The following is a 16,483-nucleotide window of genomic DNA, read 5'->3' on the forward strand; positions in this document are numbered from 1 at the left end:
CCGGCTGCCTAGCCGCCCAGCCAAGGCCCGTTAAGGCTACGGAGCCGCCAGGACCAACTGCACGATCAGCATGCAGCTTCCCAGCGCCGACGCCCCCAAGGCCAGTGCCTTCAGGCGTGCGGCGTTGAGGAAGCGATTAACGAACCGGGATGCCGCGTAGCCGCCAACGGCCGCAGGAACCATCCACAGCGCCAGGGAAAGCATCTCCGGAGTGACCGCGCCGGTCATCCACAGCATCACCATCGAAATCGACGATCCCGCCATAAAGAACGCGCTCATGGTGCCGCGCAGCTTGGGACCATGGTGTCCCTGCCAGACCAGGGCCATGGGCGGGCCGCCGATGGAGGTGGCGGTGCCCATGATGCCGGAGGCCGCGCCGGCAGCGATCAGGTTGGCGCGGACGGGGCGGGGCGCCCAGCCGCGGCCCGCCAGCACCAGGCCGGTCAGCACCACGGCCACCACTACCCAGGCGAGGCCTTCCTTGGACAGCACCGTCACCAGCCACGCACCAACGAAACTCCCGGGAATCCGGCCCACCAAAGCCCAGCCCGTGCCCCTCAGATCCAGGCTTTGGCGCTCCCGCACGGTCACCATCACGGTGACCAGGAAGGCGAGGAGGATCAGCGTGGCCGGAAGCAGCGCCGGATCCACCATCGCGATCACCGGCGCTGCGAGCATGCCCATGCCGAAGCCGCTGGACGCCTGCAGGCACGCGGCCAGGAAGACCACCCCGGCGATGACGGCATACTCCGCACCAGTCACTCAGGTTCCGTCACTGGGCGGCAGCAGCGGCAGTGGACATGGCCGCGGCCGTGGCGCCGGTCAGGCCCTTGATGGAATCGAGCGGGAAATGGCACTCGGCAACATGCTTCGTGCCGTCAGGGGCCGCCAGGACCTGCGGCTCCGGCGACAGTTCAGCGCAGATGTCCTCGGCTTTCCAGCACCGCGTCCGGAAACGGCAGCCCGACGGCGGATCCAGCGGAGAGGGCAGCTCGCCCTGGAGGACAATCCTGTCCCGCTTGGTTCCGGTGACGTCCAGCTTGGGGGACGCTGACATCAGGGCCGCAGTGTAGGGATGCCGGGGGTGGTCAAAGACTTCCTCGGTGGCCCCTGTCTCGATGATCCGGCCGAGGTACATCACGGCCACCCTGTCCGCCACATGGCGTACCACGGTCAGGTCGTGCGAGATGAAGATGTAGGACACCCCGAGTTCCTGCTGGAGCTCGTTGAGCAGGTTCAGGACCTGCGCCTGGACGGAAAGGTCCAGGGCCGAGACCGGCTCGTCGAGGATGATGACATCCGGGTTCAGGGCCAGGGCACGGGCGATGCCGATGCGCTGGCGCTGGCCGCCGGAGAATTCCTGCGGCGACTTGCGTGCGTCGGAGGGGCGCAGCCCCACCATGTGGAGCAGCTCGCGGACCCTGGCCTCGCGTTCCCGGGACGTCGGGTAGAGGCCACGGTGGGTGGCCCAGGGCTCGGCGATGATGTCGCCGGCGTTCATCCGCGCGTTCAGGGAGGCGAACGGGTCCTGGAAGACCATCTGCACGCGCCGCCGCCAGCTCAGCAGTTCCTTGCCGCGGAGCCCGAACGGGTTGGTTCCCTCAAAGCTCACGGTCCCCTCGTCCGGTGTTTCCAGCATCATCAGGGTCCGCGCCAGCGTGGACTTGCCGCAGCCGGACTCGCCCACCAGCCCGAGCGTCTCCCCCCGGCCCACTGTCAGGCTGATGCCGTCCAGGGCCTTGAGCCGGGTGTTTCCGCTGGCGCTCTTGGCCACATGGAACGTTTTGGTCAGGCCGTCAATTTTCAGAAGCGGCTCAGACATTGTTGATCTCCTCGCTGAAGTGGCAGGCGGCGGTGCGCGTGGGCCGCGGCTCCGTGCCGGAAGGGACGTTCACGGGTGTGCCTGAGACCGGAGCGCCAGTGACCGGTGTGCCTGTAACCGGGGTGACCGGACGGAGCACGGGCCGCTCCGCCCGGCAGATGTCCTGCACCAGCGGGCAGCGGGATTGGTAGACGCAGCCGGCGGGAATGTCGTGGAGCTCCGGCGGACTGCCGGCAATTGACTTCAGCCGGGCGCCGCGCTCCAGGTGGACGGGCACCGATTCCAGCAGCCCTTTGGTGTAGGGGTGGCGCGGGTCGGCGAAAACCTCGGAGACCGGTCCGCTCTCCACCACGTTGCCGGCGTACATCACGGCCACGGAGTCGGCCTCCTCGGCCACCACCGCAAGGTCGTGGGTAATGAGGATGACGGCCATCCGGCCCTCCTCCCGGAGCTTCCGCAGAAGTTGCATGATCTGCGCCTGCACTGTGACGTCCAGGGCGGTGGTGGGTTCATCGGCGATCAGCAGGCGCGGGTTGAGGGCAACGGCCATAGCGATGAGGATGCGCTGGCGCATGCCGCCGGAGAACTGGTGGGGGTAGGAATTGATCCTGGATTCCGGTTCGGGGATTCCGACGCGCTTCATCAGGTCAATCGCCTCAGCCCGTGCTTGCTTGGCGTTGAGGCCGCGGTGGATACGGAAGGCCTCACCCAGTTGCGTGCCCACCGTGTAGACCGGGTTCAGCGCAGTCAGGGCGTCCTGGAAGACGATGCCCAGCTCGGGCCCGGCAAACTTGAGCCGTTCCTTGGCGCTGAGCGCGGCGAGGTCGGTGCCGTTGAGGAGGATCTCACCGTCAGCCAGGTCGCAGACGGGATCCATGATCCCGGCAAGTGCCTTGGCTGTCATGGATTTTCCGCAGCCTGATTCCCCGAGCAGCGCCAGCGTCTCTCCGGCGCGGGCCTCGAAAGCCACGCTGTTGACGGCGCGCACTGTGCCACGGTGTGTGCGGATGTCCACCGCGAGGTCGCGGACCTGCAGGACGACGTCGTGCGCCTTCGCCTGCCCTGTGCCTGCGGCTGTTGCTGCGGCTGCGGCACGCGAGCGTTTGGCGGGCGCTTGGTCGGTAGCTGTTTTCACGGCTTTGCCTCCTTGTCTGGGATGCGGGCGATTAGCCGCTTGCGGGGAAGTGCGAGGCGCCAGCGCTGGGCGGGATCGGTAGCGATCCGCAGCCAGGCGGCGAGGACGTTGGCGGCGATGGTGGTGACCACGATGGCAACACCGGGGAAGATCGACAGCCACCACGCGGTCTGCAGGTACTGCCGGCCCTGGGAGACCATCAGGCCCCAGCTGACGTCCGGAGGCTGGATGCCGATGCCCAGGAAGCTCAGTGACGACTCGGCAAGCATCACGTAGCAGAACTCGAGCGTGGCCAGCGTCAGGAGCGTCGGCAGCACCACCGGGATGACGTGCCTGACGATGATCGCGTTTGGCTTGGCGCCGAACGTGCGTGCCGCATCAACAAATGTCCGGCTCTGGAGCTCCGCCGACTCGGCACGTGCGGTGCGCAGGTATATAGGGATGCGGGTAAGGGCCAGGATCAGCACGATGTTTGCTGCGCTGGGGCTGAACACATAAAGCACGACGACGGCGAGCAGCAGGGACGGGAAACTCATGATCACGTCGGCGATGCGCATGGACACGTTCTCCCGCCAGCCCCGGTGATAGCCTGCCCACACGCCCCACAGGGAGCCAACGAACAGGGCCCCGGCCACCGCCGGCAAAGCGACGGACAGGGTGGTCCGGCTCGCCACCACCAGGCGGGCCAGCATGCTGCGGCCCAGCGAATCACTTCCCAGGAAGTATTCCCAGCCGTGCGCCAGTGTGAAAGGTGCTTTGTTGGCGAACAGCAGGTTCTGTTTGGTGGCCAAATCGCCCATCAGCGCGGGGCCGACAAGGGCGGTCAGGCCGACGAACAGCAGGATCAGCGCAGAGACGGTAGCAAAGCGGTCCTTGAGCAGGAGACGGAAGAGGCTCAGCTTTCCATCCTGTTTTCCGTCATTCTTTTCGTTCTGGTGTTCGTGGGCCACCGGCAGCTGCTCCGGCGCCACACCCTCAGTCAGTGAACTCTTCATGGCTACTCCTAAGCCTTAACTGTGACGGGACGGACGCGCGCGTCCAGCAGCGCGTACCCCATGTCGATGAGGATGTTCAGGGCAAAGATCGCGACGGCAGTGAGCAGGACGGCTGCCTGCAGGACGGCGAAGTCCCGCTGCAGGATCGAATCGATCATGAGCTTTCCGATCCCCGGCCAGCCGAAGATGGTCTCCACCACCACGGCGCCGTTGACGAGGCCCACGGTCAGGTCGCCGGCCACCGTCAGCGCAGGGGCGGCCGCATTGCGGAGCGCGTGGTGGGTGACCACGCGGAGTTCGCCTGCTCCGCGGCTGCGGGCCAGTTTGATGTAGGGCTCCGAAAGGGCGGAGACCATGGAGCCGCGGACGATCTGGACCAGCACGCCGAACGGCCGCAGGAGCAACGTGGCGATGGGCAGCACCCAGGCGCCGGCTCCCGACACACCTGATGTCGGGAGCCAGCCCAGGGTAATGGCGAAGACCCAGATGCCCACGATTGCCAGCCAGAAGTCCGGGATCGACGCGGCAGCCATCGAGACGAAACTTGAGATGCGGTCCGCAATGCCGTTCGGCTTCAGCGCAGCCCAGCAACCGACCACCAGGGCCAGCAGCACCGCCAGCACCATGGTGGTGGCGGCCAGCTGCAGGGTGGCGGGGAAGGCACGCAGCGCCATGGCCGCGGCATCCTGCCCCGTGCGCAGCGACTGCCCGAAATCGAGCCGGAGCACTCCGCCGAAGTAGTCGGCCATCTGCACCAGCAGCGGCTGGTCCAGCCCGTGCCGCGCGGTGAAGTCGTCGCGCATCTGTTGGGTGGCATTCAGCGGCAGGTAGAGGCTGGCGGGGTTTCCCGTCATTCTGGCCAGCGCGAACACGCCAACGATCACCACCAGCAGCGGCAAAGCGCTGGAGACAATCCGCTTTCTCAGGTAGATCAGCATGGCTGTCCTTCTTTCCCGGAGGTCCGCGCTAGTTTGCCGGGGTCATTTCCGAGACACGCAGCTCGTCGCCACTGGACGAATTCGGCGTGTATTTCACGGACTTGGCCTTGCCGATGATGCCGGTCTGGTGCGAGATGTGGGCAAACTGGACAACCTTGTCGTTCTGGTAGGCGAAGATCTCCTCGAAGTCCTTCTTCCGTTCATCGCCGGAGGCCGCGTCCGCCTTCTTGATCATGGCGTCGAACTCAGGCGTGCCGAAGTAGCTCTGCGCTCCGGTGGACAGCATGTACTGGTCAACCGTGAAGGCCGCATCACCGGCCTGGTTGCCGTGCTGGGTCATCAGGGCAACTGCGCCTTCGTCGTCCGCGAACGGGCGGACCTGGTACGTCAGGTGCTGGCTGGTTTCGAGCATCTTCAGCTTCACGTTCAGGCCGGCCTGGCTCAGCTGCTCCTGGAGGACCTGGGCCAGTTCAGTGATCTTGGGAAACTGTGCGCTGCGGACCACGAGCGAGATCTGCGCGGACGTATCAACGCCCGCGGCCTTTGCCTCGGCTACGAGGGACTTCGCCTTGTCCAGGTCGAACGGCCAGCCCTTCAGTTCCGCGTTGTGCCCCACGATGCCTTCGGGAATTAGCTGGGCAGCCACCTGGTGCTTGCCCTGGTAGAGCGAGTTGACGATTCCCTCCTTGTCCAGCGCGTAATTGACTGCCTGGCGTACGCGGATGTCATTGAGCGGGGCCTCGTTCGCGTCGAGCCGCAGGGCCACCGTCTCGTTGTTCGGGTAGTCGACGCCAAGGTCTCCGATGTTGTCGTCCGGGCTCAGCCCCATGGCAACGTCAGCTTCGCCGCTGGTGACCATGGCAGCGCGCACCGAGCTCTCGGAGCGCCACTGGTATTCGGCCTTGGCGTAGGCGGGCTTGTCTCCCCAGTAACCGTCCCAGCTGGCCAGCGTGATCTTCTGGCCGGCGTCCCACTTCTCGATCTTGTACGGACCGGTGCCGATTGGCTCACGGACTTTCTCCGTGGCGCTCGTGGACGTCGGAACCACTTCGAGGAACGAAAGGCGCAGCGGCAGGATCGGATCAGGTTCGGGGGTGGTCACGGTCAGGGTGGTGGCATCCACGGCCTTTACGGCGAGGTCCGCGTCGCCGAAGACGTAGCCCTCCACGTTGCAGCCAAGCTTGGAGTTGACCGCTCTTTCGATGGTGAAGGCGGCGGCTTCGGCATTGAACGGCGTGCCGTCCTGGAAGGTCACGCCTTCCCGGAGCTTCAGGGTCCACTCGGTGGCCGTGGTGGCTTTCCATTCAGTGGCGAGCTTGGGCTCGAGTTCGCCGCTCTGGGGGTTGCGTTCAATCAGCGGTTCGGTGACGTTCGAGCGCACCACAACACCGGTGGAGGTCAGGTTCGACTCACAGGCTTCCAGGGTGGGCGGTTCCTGGCCGAGCACCACGCGCACTGTATTCGAGGAGGCGGCGCCGGCGTCGGAATTGGCTACTGAGCACCCGCTAAGACCGAGCACCGCGACGGATGCCAGGGCCGGCCATTTGAGCAAGGCAACGGGAAATGGGGGCTTTGAAGAAGACGTCATTGGATTCCTCCGAATTGGGTGTTTGCGGCAGGGGGTGCGCTTGCGCCAGTGGAACAGGCAACAAGATCAGGTGTTTCGGGCCGCGCTGGACTCAAGCTAGTTGAGGTCCAAAGGGCTCCACAAGGTTTTCGCCGCCCTCCGGGGACGCGCGGCTTGGCCCGGTCGTGGCGCCGGCACCCCATGATGGGCGCCACTTATCGCGGAAATCCGCGCGGTTCCGCCAAAGTAGTCCAATCGATACACTTCGGGCATCGATCCATGCCATTTACATGTTGGACGCGTATGGATCGGAAACCTAGGGTGCAGATATGAAGAACATCGCTGTCCTGCAGGTAGGGCCACTCATGCCAACCGTCCAACAATCCATCAGGAGCGAGTACGACGCCGTGCGGCTCCCCGACTCCACCCCGGAGCGGGAAGAATTCCTGCAGCACCACGGCGGGACCTTCGAGGTTGCCGTGACCTCCGGAAAGTTCGGCGTCGGACCGGACCTGATGCGCGCCCTGCCCAACCTTCGCGCGGTCATCAACTTCGGCGTCGGTTACGACACGACGGACGTTGCCCAGGCCGCCCGGCGCGGCATCACCGTCAGTAACACCCCCGATGTCCTCAACGACTGCGTGGCGGACACTGCCATCGCCTTGTACCTGGACGTCCTGCGCCGGGTAAGCGCCGCGGACCGCTTCGTCCGCCGCGGCGACTGGCTCAGCCAAGGCAACTTCCCCCTGGCCACCAAAGCCAGCGGCCAGAGAGTGGGCATTCTCGGACTCGGCCGAATCGGGCGCGTCATCGCCCGAAGGCTGGAAGGCTTCGACTGCGACATCAGCTACCACAGCCGCAATCCGGTGGCCGGGGTCAGCTATGAATACAAAGCCTCACCGCGCGAACTCGCTGCCGGTTGCGACGTGCTGATTGTCGCCGCCGCAGGCGGACCCGGTTCGGCCAAACTCGTGGACGCCGACGTCATCAATGCGATCGGGCCCAAGGGCTACCTGATCAACATCGCCCGCGGATCCGTGGTGGATGAGGAGGCTCTCGTAGCTGCCCTGCTGGCCGGACGGCTGGCCGGCGCCGGGTTGGATGTCTTTGCGGAGGAACCGAAGGTCCCGGAAGACCTCCTCACCCTGGACAACGTGGTGCTCCTGCCGCACCTCGGGAGCGGGACCCACGAAACGAGGGCGGCCATGGCAGAACTTACCCTCGCCAACCTGCGGCAGTTCGCGGCCACGGGTTCGGTCCTGACGGCGGTGCAGGCATGAGCGTGGCAGTGGGCTACGTCGCCAGCCAGGAGGGCCGTGCCGCGCTGAGTGCCGCCATCGGGGAGGCGGCACTGCGAAAAACCGCCTTGCAGATCATGGGCCCCGCCGCGGGCGAGGCATCCGCCGAGGCGGAGTCGGACATCCGCCACGCCATCGCCACGGCAGCGGCCGCAGGTGTCCAGGCCGCACTCCGCCCCACCGAAGGCACTGACGCGGCGGACTTCATGATCGATGCCTCCTATGAGGAGGATGTTGAGCTGATAGTGATCGGCGTTCGGCGGCGCTCCCCGGTGGGGAAGCTGTTCCTGGGCAGCACTGCCCAGCGCGTCATCCTCGAAGCCGGCTGCCCGGTCACTGCGGTTAAACCAGACGTCGGCCCGCGCACCTGATCCGACCTGTGCGGTTCCTCCCCGCCTTACGGTGAAATCCCCCGGCAACGCCAGGGGGAATGGACCGCGCCGCAGGGAGAAGCCGTGCGAGTCAGGTTAAAGCAGAAGAACCCCGGTCCTAAGACCGGGGTTCTTCCATTTGCGTGCGCGAGGGGGGATTTGAACCCCCACGCCCTTTCGGACACTGGCACCTGAAGCCAGCGCGTCTGCCGTTCCGCCACTCGCGCGCAACTTCTCTCACCCGACAAGACGCCCGATTTCCGGACTCCCAGCCTTGCAAAAGCAGCGAGATCAAGCATAACGGACAACCACGGCAAAACACCAATCGGGCCCTGCCGCTGTCCGTCCGGGCAGAAACGCGCTCAGGGATGGGGCCTTCGGATGATGCGGTCCGAACCGCGCCAGCGCAGGCCCGGATGAACTATTCTGCCCGCCCCGGCGTTGTGCATTAAGGTCATTCACAGCCCTGCCCAGTAGTATCTGATGTAGGAGTGCCCGTCCCCGGCGCACTCCCGGCAATGTTGTGAACTGAGTTCCGAAACGTGTGCTGCCCCGCAGCCGTCAGGAGAGGAGAGGTGCCATGGGAATGCTGGACAAAGTCGAGCGCGGCATCGAAAAGGCCGTCCGCGGTGTCTTCTCCACCGGTTCGCGCGCCCAGGTTGAGCCTGTGGAAATCGCCAGCCGTCTTCGCCGGGAAGTGGACCACAAGGCCATCACCATCGCCGCCGGACGCACACTTGCCCCCAATGTTTTTGACGTCCGCCTCAGCGCCGACGACTTCAAGCGGGCACAGGAGTGGGGCACGCCCCTGGCGGAAGAACTTTGTGACGTGGTCATCAACCACGTCCGGAGCCAGGGCTACACGCTCCGCGGTTCGGTCCGCATTTCCTTCCGCCGCGACGAAGAAATCCGCGCGGGCGATTTCGAGATTGATTCAAAGACTGAGAACGCCTCCGGTTCCGCTGCGGCTCCGCCCGTGCCACGGAACAGCGTCCCGGCTGCTCCGAGCCGCCAGCCGGTTCGGCTCCAGCCGGTCCTGGACATTGACGGACAGCGATACTCCCTGAATGCCGCGTCCATCGTTTTGGGCCGGTCGTCGGAGGCCGACATCCTGGTGGACGACACCGGGGTTTCCCGCCGCCACCTTGAAATCCGCACCACCAACGGCACTACAGAGGCCGTCGACCTGGGATCCACCAACGGCAGCTACGTCAACGGACACAAGGTCGTAGGCAGCGTAGACCTTACTGACGGCTCCACCATCACGATGGGACGGACCAAAATCATCTTCCGCCTTTTGCCCGCCAACTCCGGTGGCCGCCAGTGAGCGAACTGACCATTACGGCCCTGCGCTTCGGGTTCCTCCTGTTGCTGTGGGTCCTTATCTTCAGCATCGTGTCCACCATGCGCCGGGACCTGATGATCGGCCGGAAGGCCTCCATGGGTGCCCCGACTGCCCGCCAGGTACGCAAACATCCCGAACTGGCGGAAGCCGCTCCGCCGCCCGCGAAACAGCAGGCCCGGCAGTTGGTTGTCACAGAGGGTCCGCTCAAAGGCCACACCATCCCGCTTGCCGAGAGTCCCATCCTGTTGGGTCGCGCGCAGGAAGCCACGCTGGTCCTTGAGGACGACTACGCCTCAGGCCGGCACGCCCGGCTGTTCCCGCAGGGCAGCCGCTGGTTCATCGAGGATCTTGGCTCGACCAATGGCACGTATCTCAACAATCAGCAGCTCACCCGAGCCCTCCCGGTGGAGCTCGGTGTCCCCGTGAGAATCGGCAAGACGGTCATCGAATTGAGGCCATAGCCGTGGCCGTCCCGGAGATCCCCGCCGAAAAGGGCCCAACCCCGATGCGGCCGCTCATCATGCGCTACGCCGCCCGCTCGGATGTGGGACGCATCCGCGCCAAAAATGATGACTCCGCCTACGTCGGCCGGCACCTGGCCGTTGTGGCCGACGGCATGGGCGGCCACGCCGGGGGTGACGTGGCCTCCGCGGCGACTGTCCTGGACATGCTCCACCTGGACCACGGCAATTACGACGGCGACGCGGGAACCGTGCTGGCGGACGAAATCCAGACCGCCAATTCCCTCCTGTCCGAACTGGTCCACATCAACCCCAAGCTTGCCGGGATGGGAACCACTGTCACGGCCCTGCTCCTGGCCGAAGGCAAACTGCACTTCGCCCATATCGGCGACTCCCGGGCCTACCGGCTGCGCAACGGCGAATTCAAGCAGATCAGCGTCGACCACACGTTCGTCCAAAGGCTCATCGACGAGGGCCGGCTGCGCCCGGAGGAAGCGGAAACACATCCGCACAAGAACGTTCTGATGCGGGTCCTGGGCGACGTCGATGCCAGCCCCGAGCTCGATCTGGCCACCCTTGACGTCGAACCCGGCGAACGGTGGCTCCTCTGCTCCGACGGCCTGAACTACGTTGCGGGACACGTGGTGGAACGTACGGTCCGCGAGACCCAGGACCTGCGCGAATGCGTCGAAACGCTCGTGGACCTGACCCTTGAGGCCGGCGCCCCTGACAACGTCACCGTGGTCATGCTGGAAATCGTGGAGCAAACCCCCGACGACGTCCGCACGGCCGCCGTCGAAATCGTCCAGCCGCAGGCAGGCAGCGCAATTGCTGCCGGCGCGGCCGCCCTGGCGAGCACCCCGGCGCCCGCTGCCAAAATTCCTGACGAAGAGACACATCTGCCGGAGGCGACCGGCGGGACTGGCGGGGCAAAGTCCCCGGAAGCCGCCCCCGGGGCTGCCGCTGGCTCCGCACCGAAGCCTGCCGGAGACGACGCCGGCGGCGACGACCGAACCGGGAGCAGTGACGGCGGGAACGCCGGCACCAGCCGCCCCGGACAGGCACCCAAACCGGCTGAACCCTCCACCACCACGGACCCGCATCTGGGCGAGCACCTTTCGGCTGCCGTTCTCCGCGAGGAACTTTCAACGCGTCCGCATGAGCTCGTTGGCGCGGCCGCCACGGCCGCTGAAGCCGGTTCCATCCCCACGATCGCCGGCCGGACCGTCGCCCGCCGCGCCGCGACCGTGCTCACGCACAAGTCGGATCAGGGCCGTGAGGAAACCGACGAATACAAGCCTGCCGCGAAGCCGCGCCGCTGGGTCACCATCGCCACGGCTGCCGCGCTGCTCGTAATCCTGAGCGTCGGCCTCTGGCTCGGCTATGCCTGGACGCAGACGCGCTACTACATCGGCGAATACGACCAGCGGGTTGCCATCTACAACGGCGTTTCACAGCGCCTGGGACCCATCCAACTGTCGACCCTGGAGACAGTGACGGACATCAAGATGTCGGACCTCCCGGAATTTTCGCAGCAGCGGGTCCGCCAGACGGTACCCGCGCGCGACCTCTATGACGCCCAGCGGATCGTCAAGAACCTGGACCTGACCGGCACCACGTCGCCGGCGGACGACTGCCCCACATCGTCGCCCACTTCCACCACCGCCCCGTCGGCCTCCGGAGCAGCGCCCTCCCCGGGCGGTACCGCACCCCCCGGAACGCCCACATCGACCGCCACGCCCAGCCAGACTGACAAAGCTTGTGAGGAGGCCAAATGACACAGCTCGAGGCCGCCGCCCCCAAGCCGCGCAGGAACACCGAGCTTGCCCTGCTGGTTCTTGCCCTTGCCGTCGGCATCGGCGCCAACGCGCTCGTAGGGGTTGACCAGGAAAAAGCGTTTGACACGGATTTCTGGTTCCAGTCCAGCATGCTGGCCGCTGCCGCCCTTGCTTTCCACGTGGTGCTCCGCATCCGCGCAAAATATGCCGATCCGGTTATTCTTCCCCTCGTGGTCGCCCTGAACGGCCTGGGCCTGGCCATGATCCACCGCCTCGACCGGGTGGGCGAGGACACCGGCAACAACCAGCTCCGCTGGACGCTGGTCGCCATGGGCGTCGCTATCGCGGTTATCTGGTTCCTCAAGGACCACCGGATCCTGCGCCGTTTCACCTACATCTCCTTGGCAGTGAGTGCCCTGCTGCTGATTCTGCCGCTGGTGCCCGGCATCTCCGCGGGCGAAATCCTTGGAGCCAGCGTGTGGATCAAGATCGGCCCGATGACCTTCCAGCCGGGTGAAGTCGCCAAAATCACCCTGGCAATATTCTTCGCCGGGTATCTTTCGTCCAACCGCGATCTCATCCTGCTCGCGGGCCGCAAGATCGGGCCGCTCCAGTTCCCGCGCTTCAAGGACATGGGCCCCATGATCACGGCGTGGCTCGTGAGCATCGGCGTCCTGATCTTCCAGCGGGACCTCGGCTCCTCAGTGCTGTTCTTCGGCCTGTTCATCGTTATGATCTACGTGGCCACGAGCCGGATCAGCTGGGTGATCATCGGTGTCGGCCTGCTGCTGGGCGGCGGTTTTATCGCCTCCCGGGTCTTCTCCCACGTGGGTCTCCGCATCGACGGGTGGCTCAACGCCTTCACGGACGAAGTTTACGGACGGCAGTTCGGCGGCAGCCTGCAAATTGTTGAGGGCCTGTTTGGCATGGCCAACGGCGGCCTGGTGGGCACGGGCCTCGGCCAGGGGCGGCCGAACCTGGTGCCGTTTGCCAACAGCGACATGATCATCGCGTCCTTCGGCGAGGAACTCGGCCTGATCGGCCTCTTCGCCATTGTGCTGATGTACCTGCTCCTGTTCACGCGCGGCTTCCGTGCAGCCCTGGGAACGCGGGATGCTTTCGGGAAGATGCTGGCGTGCGGGCTGTCCTTCGCCATCGCTCTGCAGTGCTTCGTGGTGATCGGCGGCGTCACGCGGCTGATTCCGTTGACCGGACTCACTACTCCGTTCCTGGCAGCGGGCGGGTCCTCGCTGCTGGCCAACTGGATCATCGTTGGCCTGCTGCTGATGATCTCGCACACCGCACGCGGGCCGGTGGACACCACGCCCATGCCGCACGGCGCAGATCCCGGCGAAATGAAGCCCGCCCCATCCTCCCCGCCGCGACCTGCCAAACAACCCGGCCGGCAGCCTTCCTCCGCCCATCCCGACGCGCCAACTGAAGCGGTGAAACAACTGTGAACCATGCAATTCGGAATTCATGGATTGCCGCGGTAGCCATGTTCGCCCTGATCTTCGGCGCCCTCAGCTATGTCCAGGTGGTGGGCGCGGACGAACTGCAGGCAAACGCCTGGAACAAACGCGCCATCCTGCAGAACTACTGCAACGACCGCGGTGCCATCATCGTCGGCGGAAAGCCGATCGCCCAGTCCGTTGCGGCGTCGGAAAGCTGTAAGTTCCAGCGGACCTACACGGAACCCGAACTGTACGCCGGCATCACCGGATACTTCTCCCGGAGCTTCGGCGTCACCGGACTGGAAAGCGCCCTCAACCAGCAGCTGGCCGGCAGCTCGGACCAGCTCTTCCTGGACCGGGTGGGCCAGCTGTTCCTCGGCAACCAGCCCAAGGGTGCCTCGGTTGAACTCACGCTGGATCCTGAGATCCAGAAGCTCGCCTACGACCTGATTCCGGACGGCCAGCGCGGCTCCATTGTGGTGACAAACCCCAAGACGGGCGACATCCTGGCCATGGTGTCCAAGCCGTCCTACGATCCCAACCTGATCGCCACCCAGGACCCGGACGCCGAGGCAGCCAACTACAACGAGCTCAACAAGATCCCCGGGATCAACCTGAACCAGAACGTCAGCGGCCCCACCGGCGCGCTGCTGGCGCCAGGCTCGGTCTTCAAGCTCGTTGACACGGCTGCGGCGCTCAGCTCGGGCAAGTACAACAAGGACAGTGTCCTGCCCAACCCCGCCGAGATGAGCTTTCCCGGTATCCAGTACAAGCTGCCCAACTACGCCGGCGGCAACTGCTACACGCAGAACACGGCGGACTTCGCCTTTGCCCTCCAGCAGTCCTGCAACACTCCGTTCGCGGAGATTGCCCGGGACCTTGGCCAGCAAGCGATCGCCGACCAGGCCGCAAAGTTCGGCTTCGGCGAGGACCTCGGTGACCAGCTGAAGCTGGACTACGCCAAGAGGCCCTTCCCGGAGGAGGAACTCGACGCGGCCGGGCTCGCCCAGTCCGCCATCGGCCAACGCGATGTCCGTGCCACGCCGCTGCAGATCGCGCTGATGACTTCAGCCATCGCCAACGGCGGCGTCCAGATGCGGCCCAACCTGATCAAGACCTTGCGGTCCCCGGACCTGCGGATCATCAGCGAACCGAAACCGGAGGTCCTCCGGACGTCCACCAGCCCGGAGATCTCGCAGCAGATCACCGAGTGGATGACCAGCGTCGTCAGTCAAGGCATTGGCCGTGGCGCGGCCGTGCCGGGCGTCCAGGTGGCCGGCAAGACCGGAACTGCCGAACTGGGAACAGACGGCTTGAACAACTCATGGTTTACCGGGTTCGCCCCGGCCAATGACCCGCAGGTGTCGGTGACCATCGTCATGCAGGGCGTGGACATCACTACCGGTGCACAGCTAACCAGTCCGAACGCGAAAAAGATTTTTGAGGCGGTGTTGAATAAGTGAGGCCTACATCGGGAATCACCCTCGGCGGGAGATTCCAGCTGACCACGCGTATTGCGATTGGCGGGATGGGAGAAGTCTGGAAAGCCAAGGACCTTATCCTTGGCAGGATAGTCGCCATCAAGGTGCTCAAAGAGGAGTACACCGGTGACCCCGGGTTCCTCCAGCGTTTCCGTGCCGAGGCGCGCCACACGGCGCTGCTGAACCACGTCGGCATCGCCAACGTCTTTGACTACGGGGAAGAAGAGGGATCGGCCTATCTGGTGATGGAGCTGGTCCCGGGCCATCCGCTGAGCAGCATCATTGAACACGAACAGGTGTTGTCCCCGGACCGTACGCTGTCCATGATCGCCCAGACAGCCCGCGCCCTGTCCGTAGCCCACTCACAGGGATTGGTACACCGCGACATCAAGCCGGGCAACCTGCTGATCATGCCGGACGGCCGCGTCAAGGTGACCGACTTCGGCATCGCCCGGCTGGCGGACCAGGTCCCGCTCACCCAGACCGGACAGGTCATGGGCACGGCCCAGTACCTCGCCCCGGAACAGGCCACCGGCCAGACCGCCACGGGCGCCTCGGACATCTACTCACTGGGCGTCATCGGCTACGAGTGCCTCACGGGCCACCGTCCGTTCTCCGGTGAATCGCAGATCGCCATTGCGCTTGCCCAGGTGAATGATGCCCCGCCGCCGCTGCCGGAAACACTGCCGACGCCGGTCCGGGCCCTCCTGATGTCCATGCTGGCCAAGGATCCCAAGAACCGCCCGGCCAACGCCATCAAGCTGTCCGAGGCAGCGGAAGCCATCCGCAACGGCGACATCGCCGCTGCGCATGCCGCTGTACCCGGAATGCTGCTCTTCGAGGCAGCCACGGGTCCAATCACAGCACCGGTGGACATCCCCACCGCTGCGACAGGCGTCATCGAATCCGGTCCGGAAAAGGACAAATCGGCGACGACGACTTCCGCACTTCCCGTTGTCGGCGCCGCGGGCGCCGGTGCAGCCGCAGGGCTTGCCGCCGGGGAAACCGGTCCGCGCGGCACCCTGTCGCGCGCCGATGCCCTTGCTGCCGAACGCAGCTGGGAGCAGGAGGAGGAGCAGGACCGCTACGACGAACCCGTGGACGAGCCCCAGCGCAAGGGCCGCAGCCCGTGGACGTGGCCGCTCATCGCCCTGATCGTGCTGGTCCTCTTCGCCCTGATAGGTGTCATCCTCACGCAGGCCGGCATCTTCTCCCCGTCCAGTCCTGCAGAGTCCTCGTCGACGTCTAGCAGCGCTAAACCCAGCAGCGCGTCGCCGACGTCCAAATCGGCGAGCCCGACCCCCACCAGCGCGAGCCCGACGCCCACACCGACGCAAAGCACTCCGGAGACCATCAACCTGATCCCGGATGCCTACCTGGGCCGGCCGTACAACGAGGTCCGCAGCGCGCTGGTTGGCATGGGACTCCAGGTCATTGGTGAGCAGGTCTTCAACGACGCGCCGTCAGGCACGGTCACCAACATCGAACCGTCGGGTCCGGTAAACCCCGGGTCGGCCATCACGGTCACCTATTCGAAGGGCCCCGACCCGAGCCAGGAGTCGTCAGTCCCGGCAATTGGCGTTGGCAGCTCTGAATCACAGACGCAGCGCGCCATCGAAGACGCAGGGCTGCGCTGGCAGAAGGGGGCAGACGTGCCCGGCAGCGCCGGGCAAAAGGCCGGGACCTTCGTCAGTTCCGAGCCGGGGGCGGGCAGCAAGGTGCCCGCCGGTTCAGTCGTGACGTATCACCTTGCCCAGGAGCTCCTGCCCACGCCCAGTACCTCGACGTCGAACTAGGGCGCACCTTGCCGGACTCACCCCGTATCCCGTCGCACAGAG

At 65.6% G+C, this 16,483-nt stretch carries 14 protein-coding genes and 1 tRNA gene; 8 read left to right on the forward strand and 7 right to left on the reverse strand.

The window, feature by feature from the left end; all coding sequences use genetic code 11:
* Nucleotides 1-36: 36 nt before the first annotated feature.
* Genes AC1DRE_RS06385 through AC1DRE_RS06410 form a run of 6 tightly spaced genes read right to left on the reverse strand, consistent with a single transcriptional unit; the run spans nt 37 to nt 6,478 of the window.
* Nucleotides 37-762 carry a TSUP family transporter gene (locus tag AC1DRE_RS06385; protein ID WP_476983833.1) on the reverse strand — a complete coding sequence of 242 codons (726 nt, stop codon included), beginning with the start codon at nt 760-762 and terminating at the stop codon, nt 37-39.
* Between the two features lie 10 nt (nt 763-772).
* Nucleotides 773-1,822 (reverse strand): ABC transporter ATP-binding protein, encoded by a 1,050-nt coding sequence (locus AC1DRE_RS06390; protein ID WP_476983834.1) that lies wholly within the window; start codon nt 1,820-1,822, stop codon nt 773-775.
* Nucleotides 1,815-2,957, reverse strand: a complete 1,143-nt coding sequence (locus AC1DRE_RS06395) for an ABC transporter ATP-binding protein (RefSeq protein WP_476983835.1) — start codon at nt 2,955-2,957, stop codon at nt 1,815-1,817. The genes AC1DRE_RS06390 and AC1DRE_RS06395 overlap by 8 nt, the downstream gene beginning before the upstream one ends.
* On the reverse strand, nt 2,954-3,952 hold the full coding sequence (locus AC1DRE_RS06400) for an ABC transporter permease (RefSeq protein WP_476983836.1): 999 nt from the start codon (nt 3,950-3,952) through the stop codon (nt 2,954-2,956). The genes AC1DRE_RS06395 and AC1DRE_RS06400 overlap by 4 nt, the downstream gene beginning before the upstream one ends.
* 8 nt (nt 3,953-3,960) lie before the next feature.
* On the reverse strand, nt 3,961-4,890 hold the full coding sequence (locus AC1DRE_RS06405) for an ABC transporter permease (RefSeq protein ID WP_476983837.1): 930 nt from the start codon (nt 4,888-4,890) through the stop codon (nt 3,961-3,963).
* A 28-nt stretch (nt 4,891-4,918) separates the two neighbouring features.
* Nucleotides 4,919-6,478 (reverse strand): ABC transporter substrate-binding protein, encoded by a 1,560-nt coding sequence (locus AC1DRE_RS06410; RefSeq protein ID WP_476983838.1) that lies wholly within the window; start codon nt 6,476-6,478, stop codon nt 4,919-4,921.
* Between the two features lie 308 nt (nt 6,479-6,786).
* On the opposite strand from AC1DRE_RS06410, the gene AC1DRE_RS06415 reads away from it, so the two are divergent.
* Both AC1DRE_RS06415 and AC1DRE_RS06420 read left to right on the forward strand, forming a co-directional pair.
* Entirely contained in the window at nt 6,787-7,737 is a 951-nt protein-coding gene (locus AC1DRE_RS06415) for a 2-hydroxyacid dehydrogenase (protein WP_476983839.1), read from the forward strand.
* Entirely contained in the window at nt 7,734-8,126 is a 393-nt protein-coding gene (locus AC1DRE_RS06420) for a universal stress protein (RefSeq protein ID WP_476983840.1), read from the forward strand. The genes AC1DRE_RS06415 and AC1DRE_RS06420 overlap by 4 nt, the downstream gene beginning before the upstream one ends.
* Before the next feature lie 144 nt (nt 8,127-8,270).
* Here the strand turns inward: AC1DRE_RS06420 and AC1DRE_RS06425 are convergent.
* Nucleotides 8,271-8,353 (reverse strand) — tRNA-Leu (locus AC1DRE_RS06425).
* Nucleotides 8,354-8,706: 353 nt separating this feature from the next.
* Here AC1DRE_RS06425 and AC1DRE_RS06430 point away from each other — a divergent pair.
* From AC1DRE_RS06430 to AC1DRE_RS06455, 6 genes are read left to right on the forward strand one after another with little or no spacing between them, the layout of a single operon-like run.
* Nucleotides 8,707-9,453 (forward strand): FhaA domain-containing protein, encoded by a 747-nt coding sequence (locus AC1DRE_RS06430; protein ID WP_476983841.1) that lies wholly within the window; start codon nt 8,707-8,709, stop codon nt 9,451-9,453.
* Nucleotides 9,450-9,932, forward strand: coding sequence for an FHA domain-containing protein FhaB/FipA (locus AC1DRE_RS06435; protein WP_476983842.1), 483 nt, complete (start codon nt 9,450-9,452; stop codon nt 9,930-9,932). Before AC1DRE_RS06430 ends, AC1DRE_RS06435 begins: the two co-directional genes overlap by 4 nt.
* A gap of 2 nt (nt 9,933-9,934) precedes the next feature.
* A complete protein-coding gene (locus AC1DRE_RS06440; protein WP_476983843.1) occupies nt 9,935-11,710 on the forward strand; it encodes a PP2C family protein-serine/threonine phosphatase in 1,776 nt (591 codons plus the stop codon).
* Entirely contained in the window at nt 11,707-13,170 is a 1,464-nt protein-coding gene (locus tag AC1DRE_RS06445; protein ID WP_476983844.1) for an FtsW/RodA/SpoVE family cell cycle protein, read from the forward strand. The genes AC1DRE_RS06440 and AC1DRE_RS06445 overlap by 4 nt, the downstream gene beginning before the upstream one ends.
* A complete protein-coding gene (locus AC1DRE_RS06450; protein ID WP_214956784.1) occupies nt 13,167-14,627 on the forward strand; it encodes a peptidoglycan D,D-transpeptidase FtsI family protein in 1,461 nt (486 codons plus the stop codon). Before AC1DRE_RS06445 ends, AC1DRE_RS06450 begins: the two co-directional genes overlap by 4 nt.
* The gene (locus tag AC1DRE_RS06455; protein WP_476983845.1) at nt 14,624-16,441 is read left to right on the forward strand and encodes a protein kinase domain-containing protein; all 1,818 of its coding nucleotides are present in this window, start codon (nt 14,624-14,626) and stop codon (nt 16,439-16,441) included. Before AC1DRE_RS06450 ends, AC1DRE_RS06455 begins: the two co-directional genes overlap by 4 nt.
* Nucleotides 16,442-16,483: the final 42 nt, after the last annotated feature.

It is taken from the genome of Arthrobacter sp. P4_H3 (assembly GCF_056400885.1).

Bases quoted from the DNA above. Each gene is read 5' to 3' on its own strand.
- AC1DRE_RS06415 (WP_476983839.1), top strand. From the start codon at position 6,787: ATGAAGAACATCGCTGTCCTGCAGGTAGGGCCACTCATGCCAACCGTC.
- AC1DRE_RS06430 (WP_476983841.1), top strand. From the start codon at position 8,707: ATGGGAATGCTGGACAAAGTCGAGCGCGGCATCGAAAAGGCCGTCCGC.
- AC1DRE_RS06405 (WP_476983837.1), bottom strand. From the start codon at position 4,890: ATGCTGATCTACCTGAGAAAGCGGATTGTCTCCAGCGCTTTGCCGCTG.
- AC1DRE_RS06400 (WP_476983836.1), bottom strand. From the start codon at position 3,952: ATGAAGAGTTCACTGACTGAGGGTGTGGCGCCGGAGCAGCTGCCGGTG.
- AC1DRE_RS06410 (WP_476983838.1), bottom strand. From the start codon at position 6,478: ATGACGTCTTCTTCAAAGCCCCCATTTCCCGTTGCCTTGCTCAAATGG.
- AC1DRE_RS06445 (WP_476983844.1), top strand. From the start codon at position 11,707: ATGACACAGCTCGAGGCCGCCGCCCCCAAGCCGCGCAGGAACACCGAG.
- AC1DRE_RS06420 (WP_476983840.1), top strand. From the start codon at position 7,734: ATGAGCGTGGCAGTGGGCTACGTCGCCAGCCAGGAGGGCCGTGCCGCG.
- AC1DRE_RS06390 (WP_476983834.1), bottom strand. From the start codon at position 1,822: ATGTCTGAGCCGCTTCTGAAAATTGACGGCCTGACCAAAACGTTCCAT.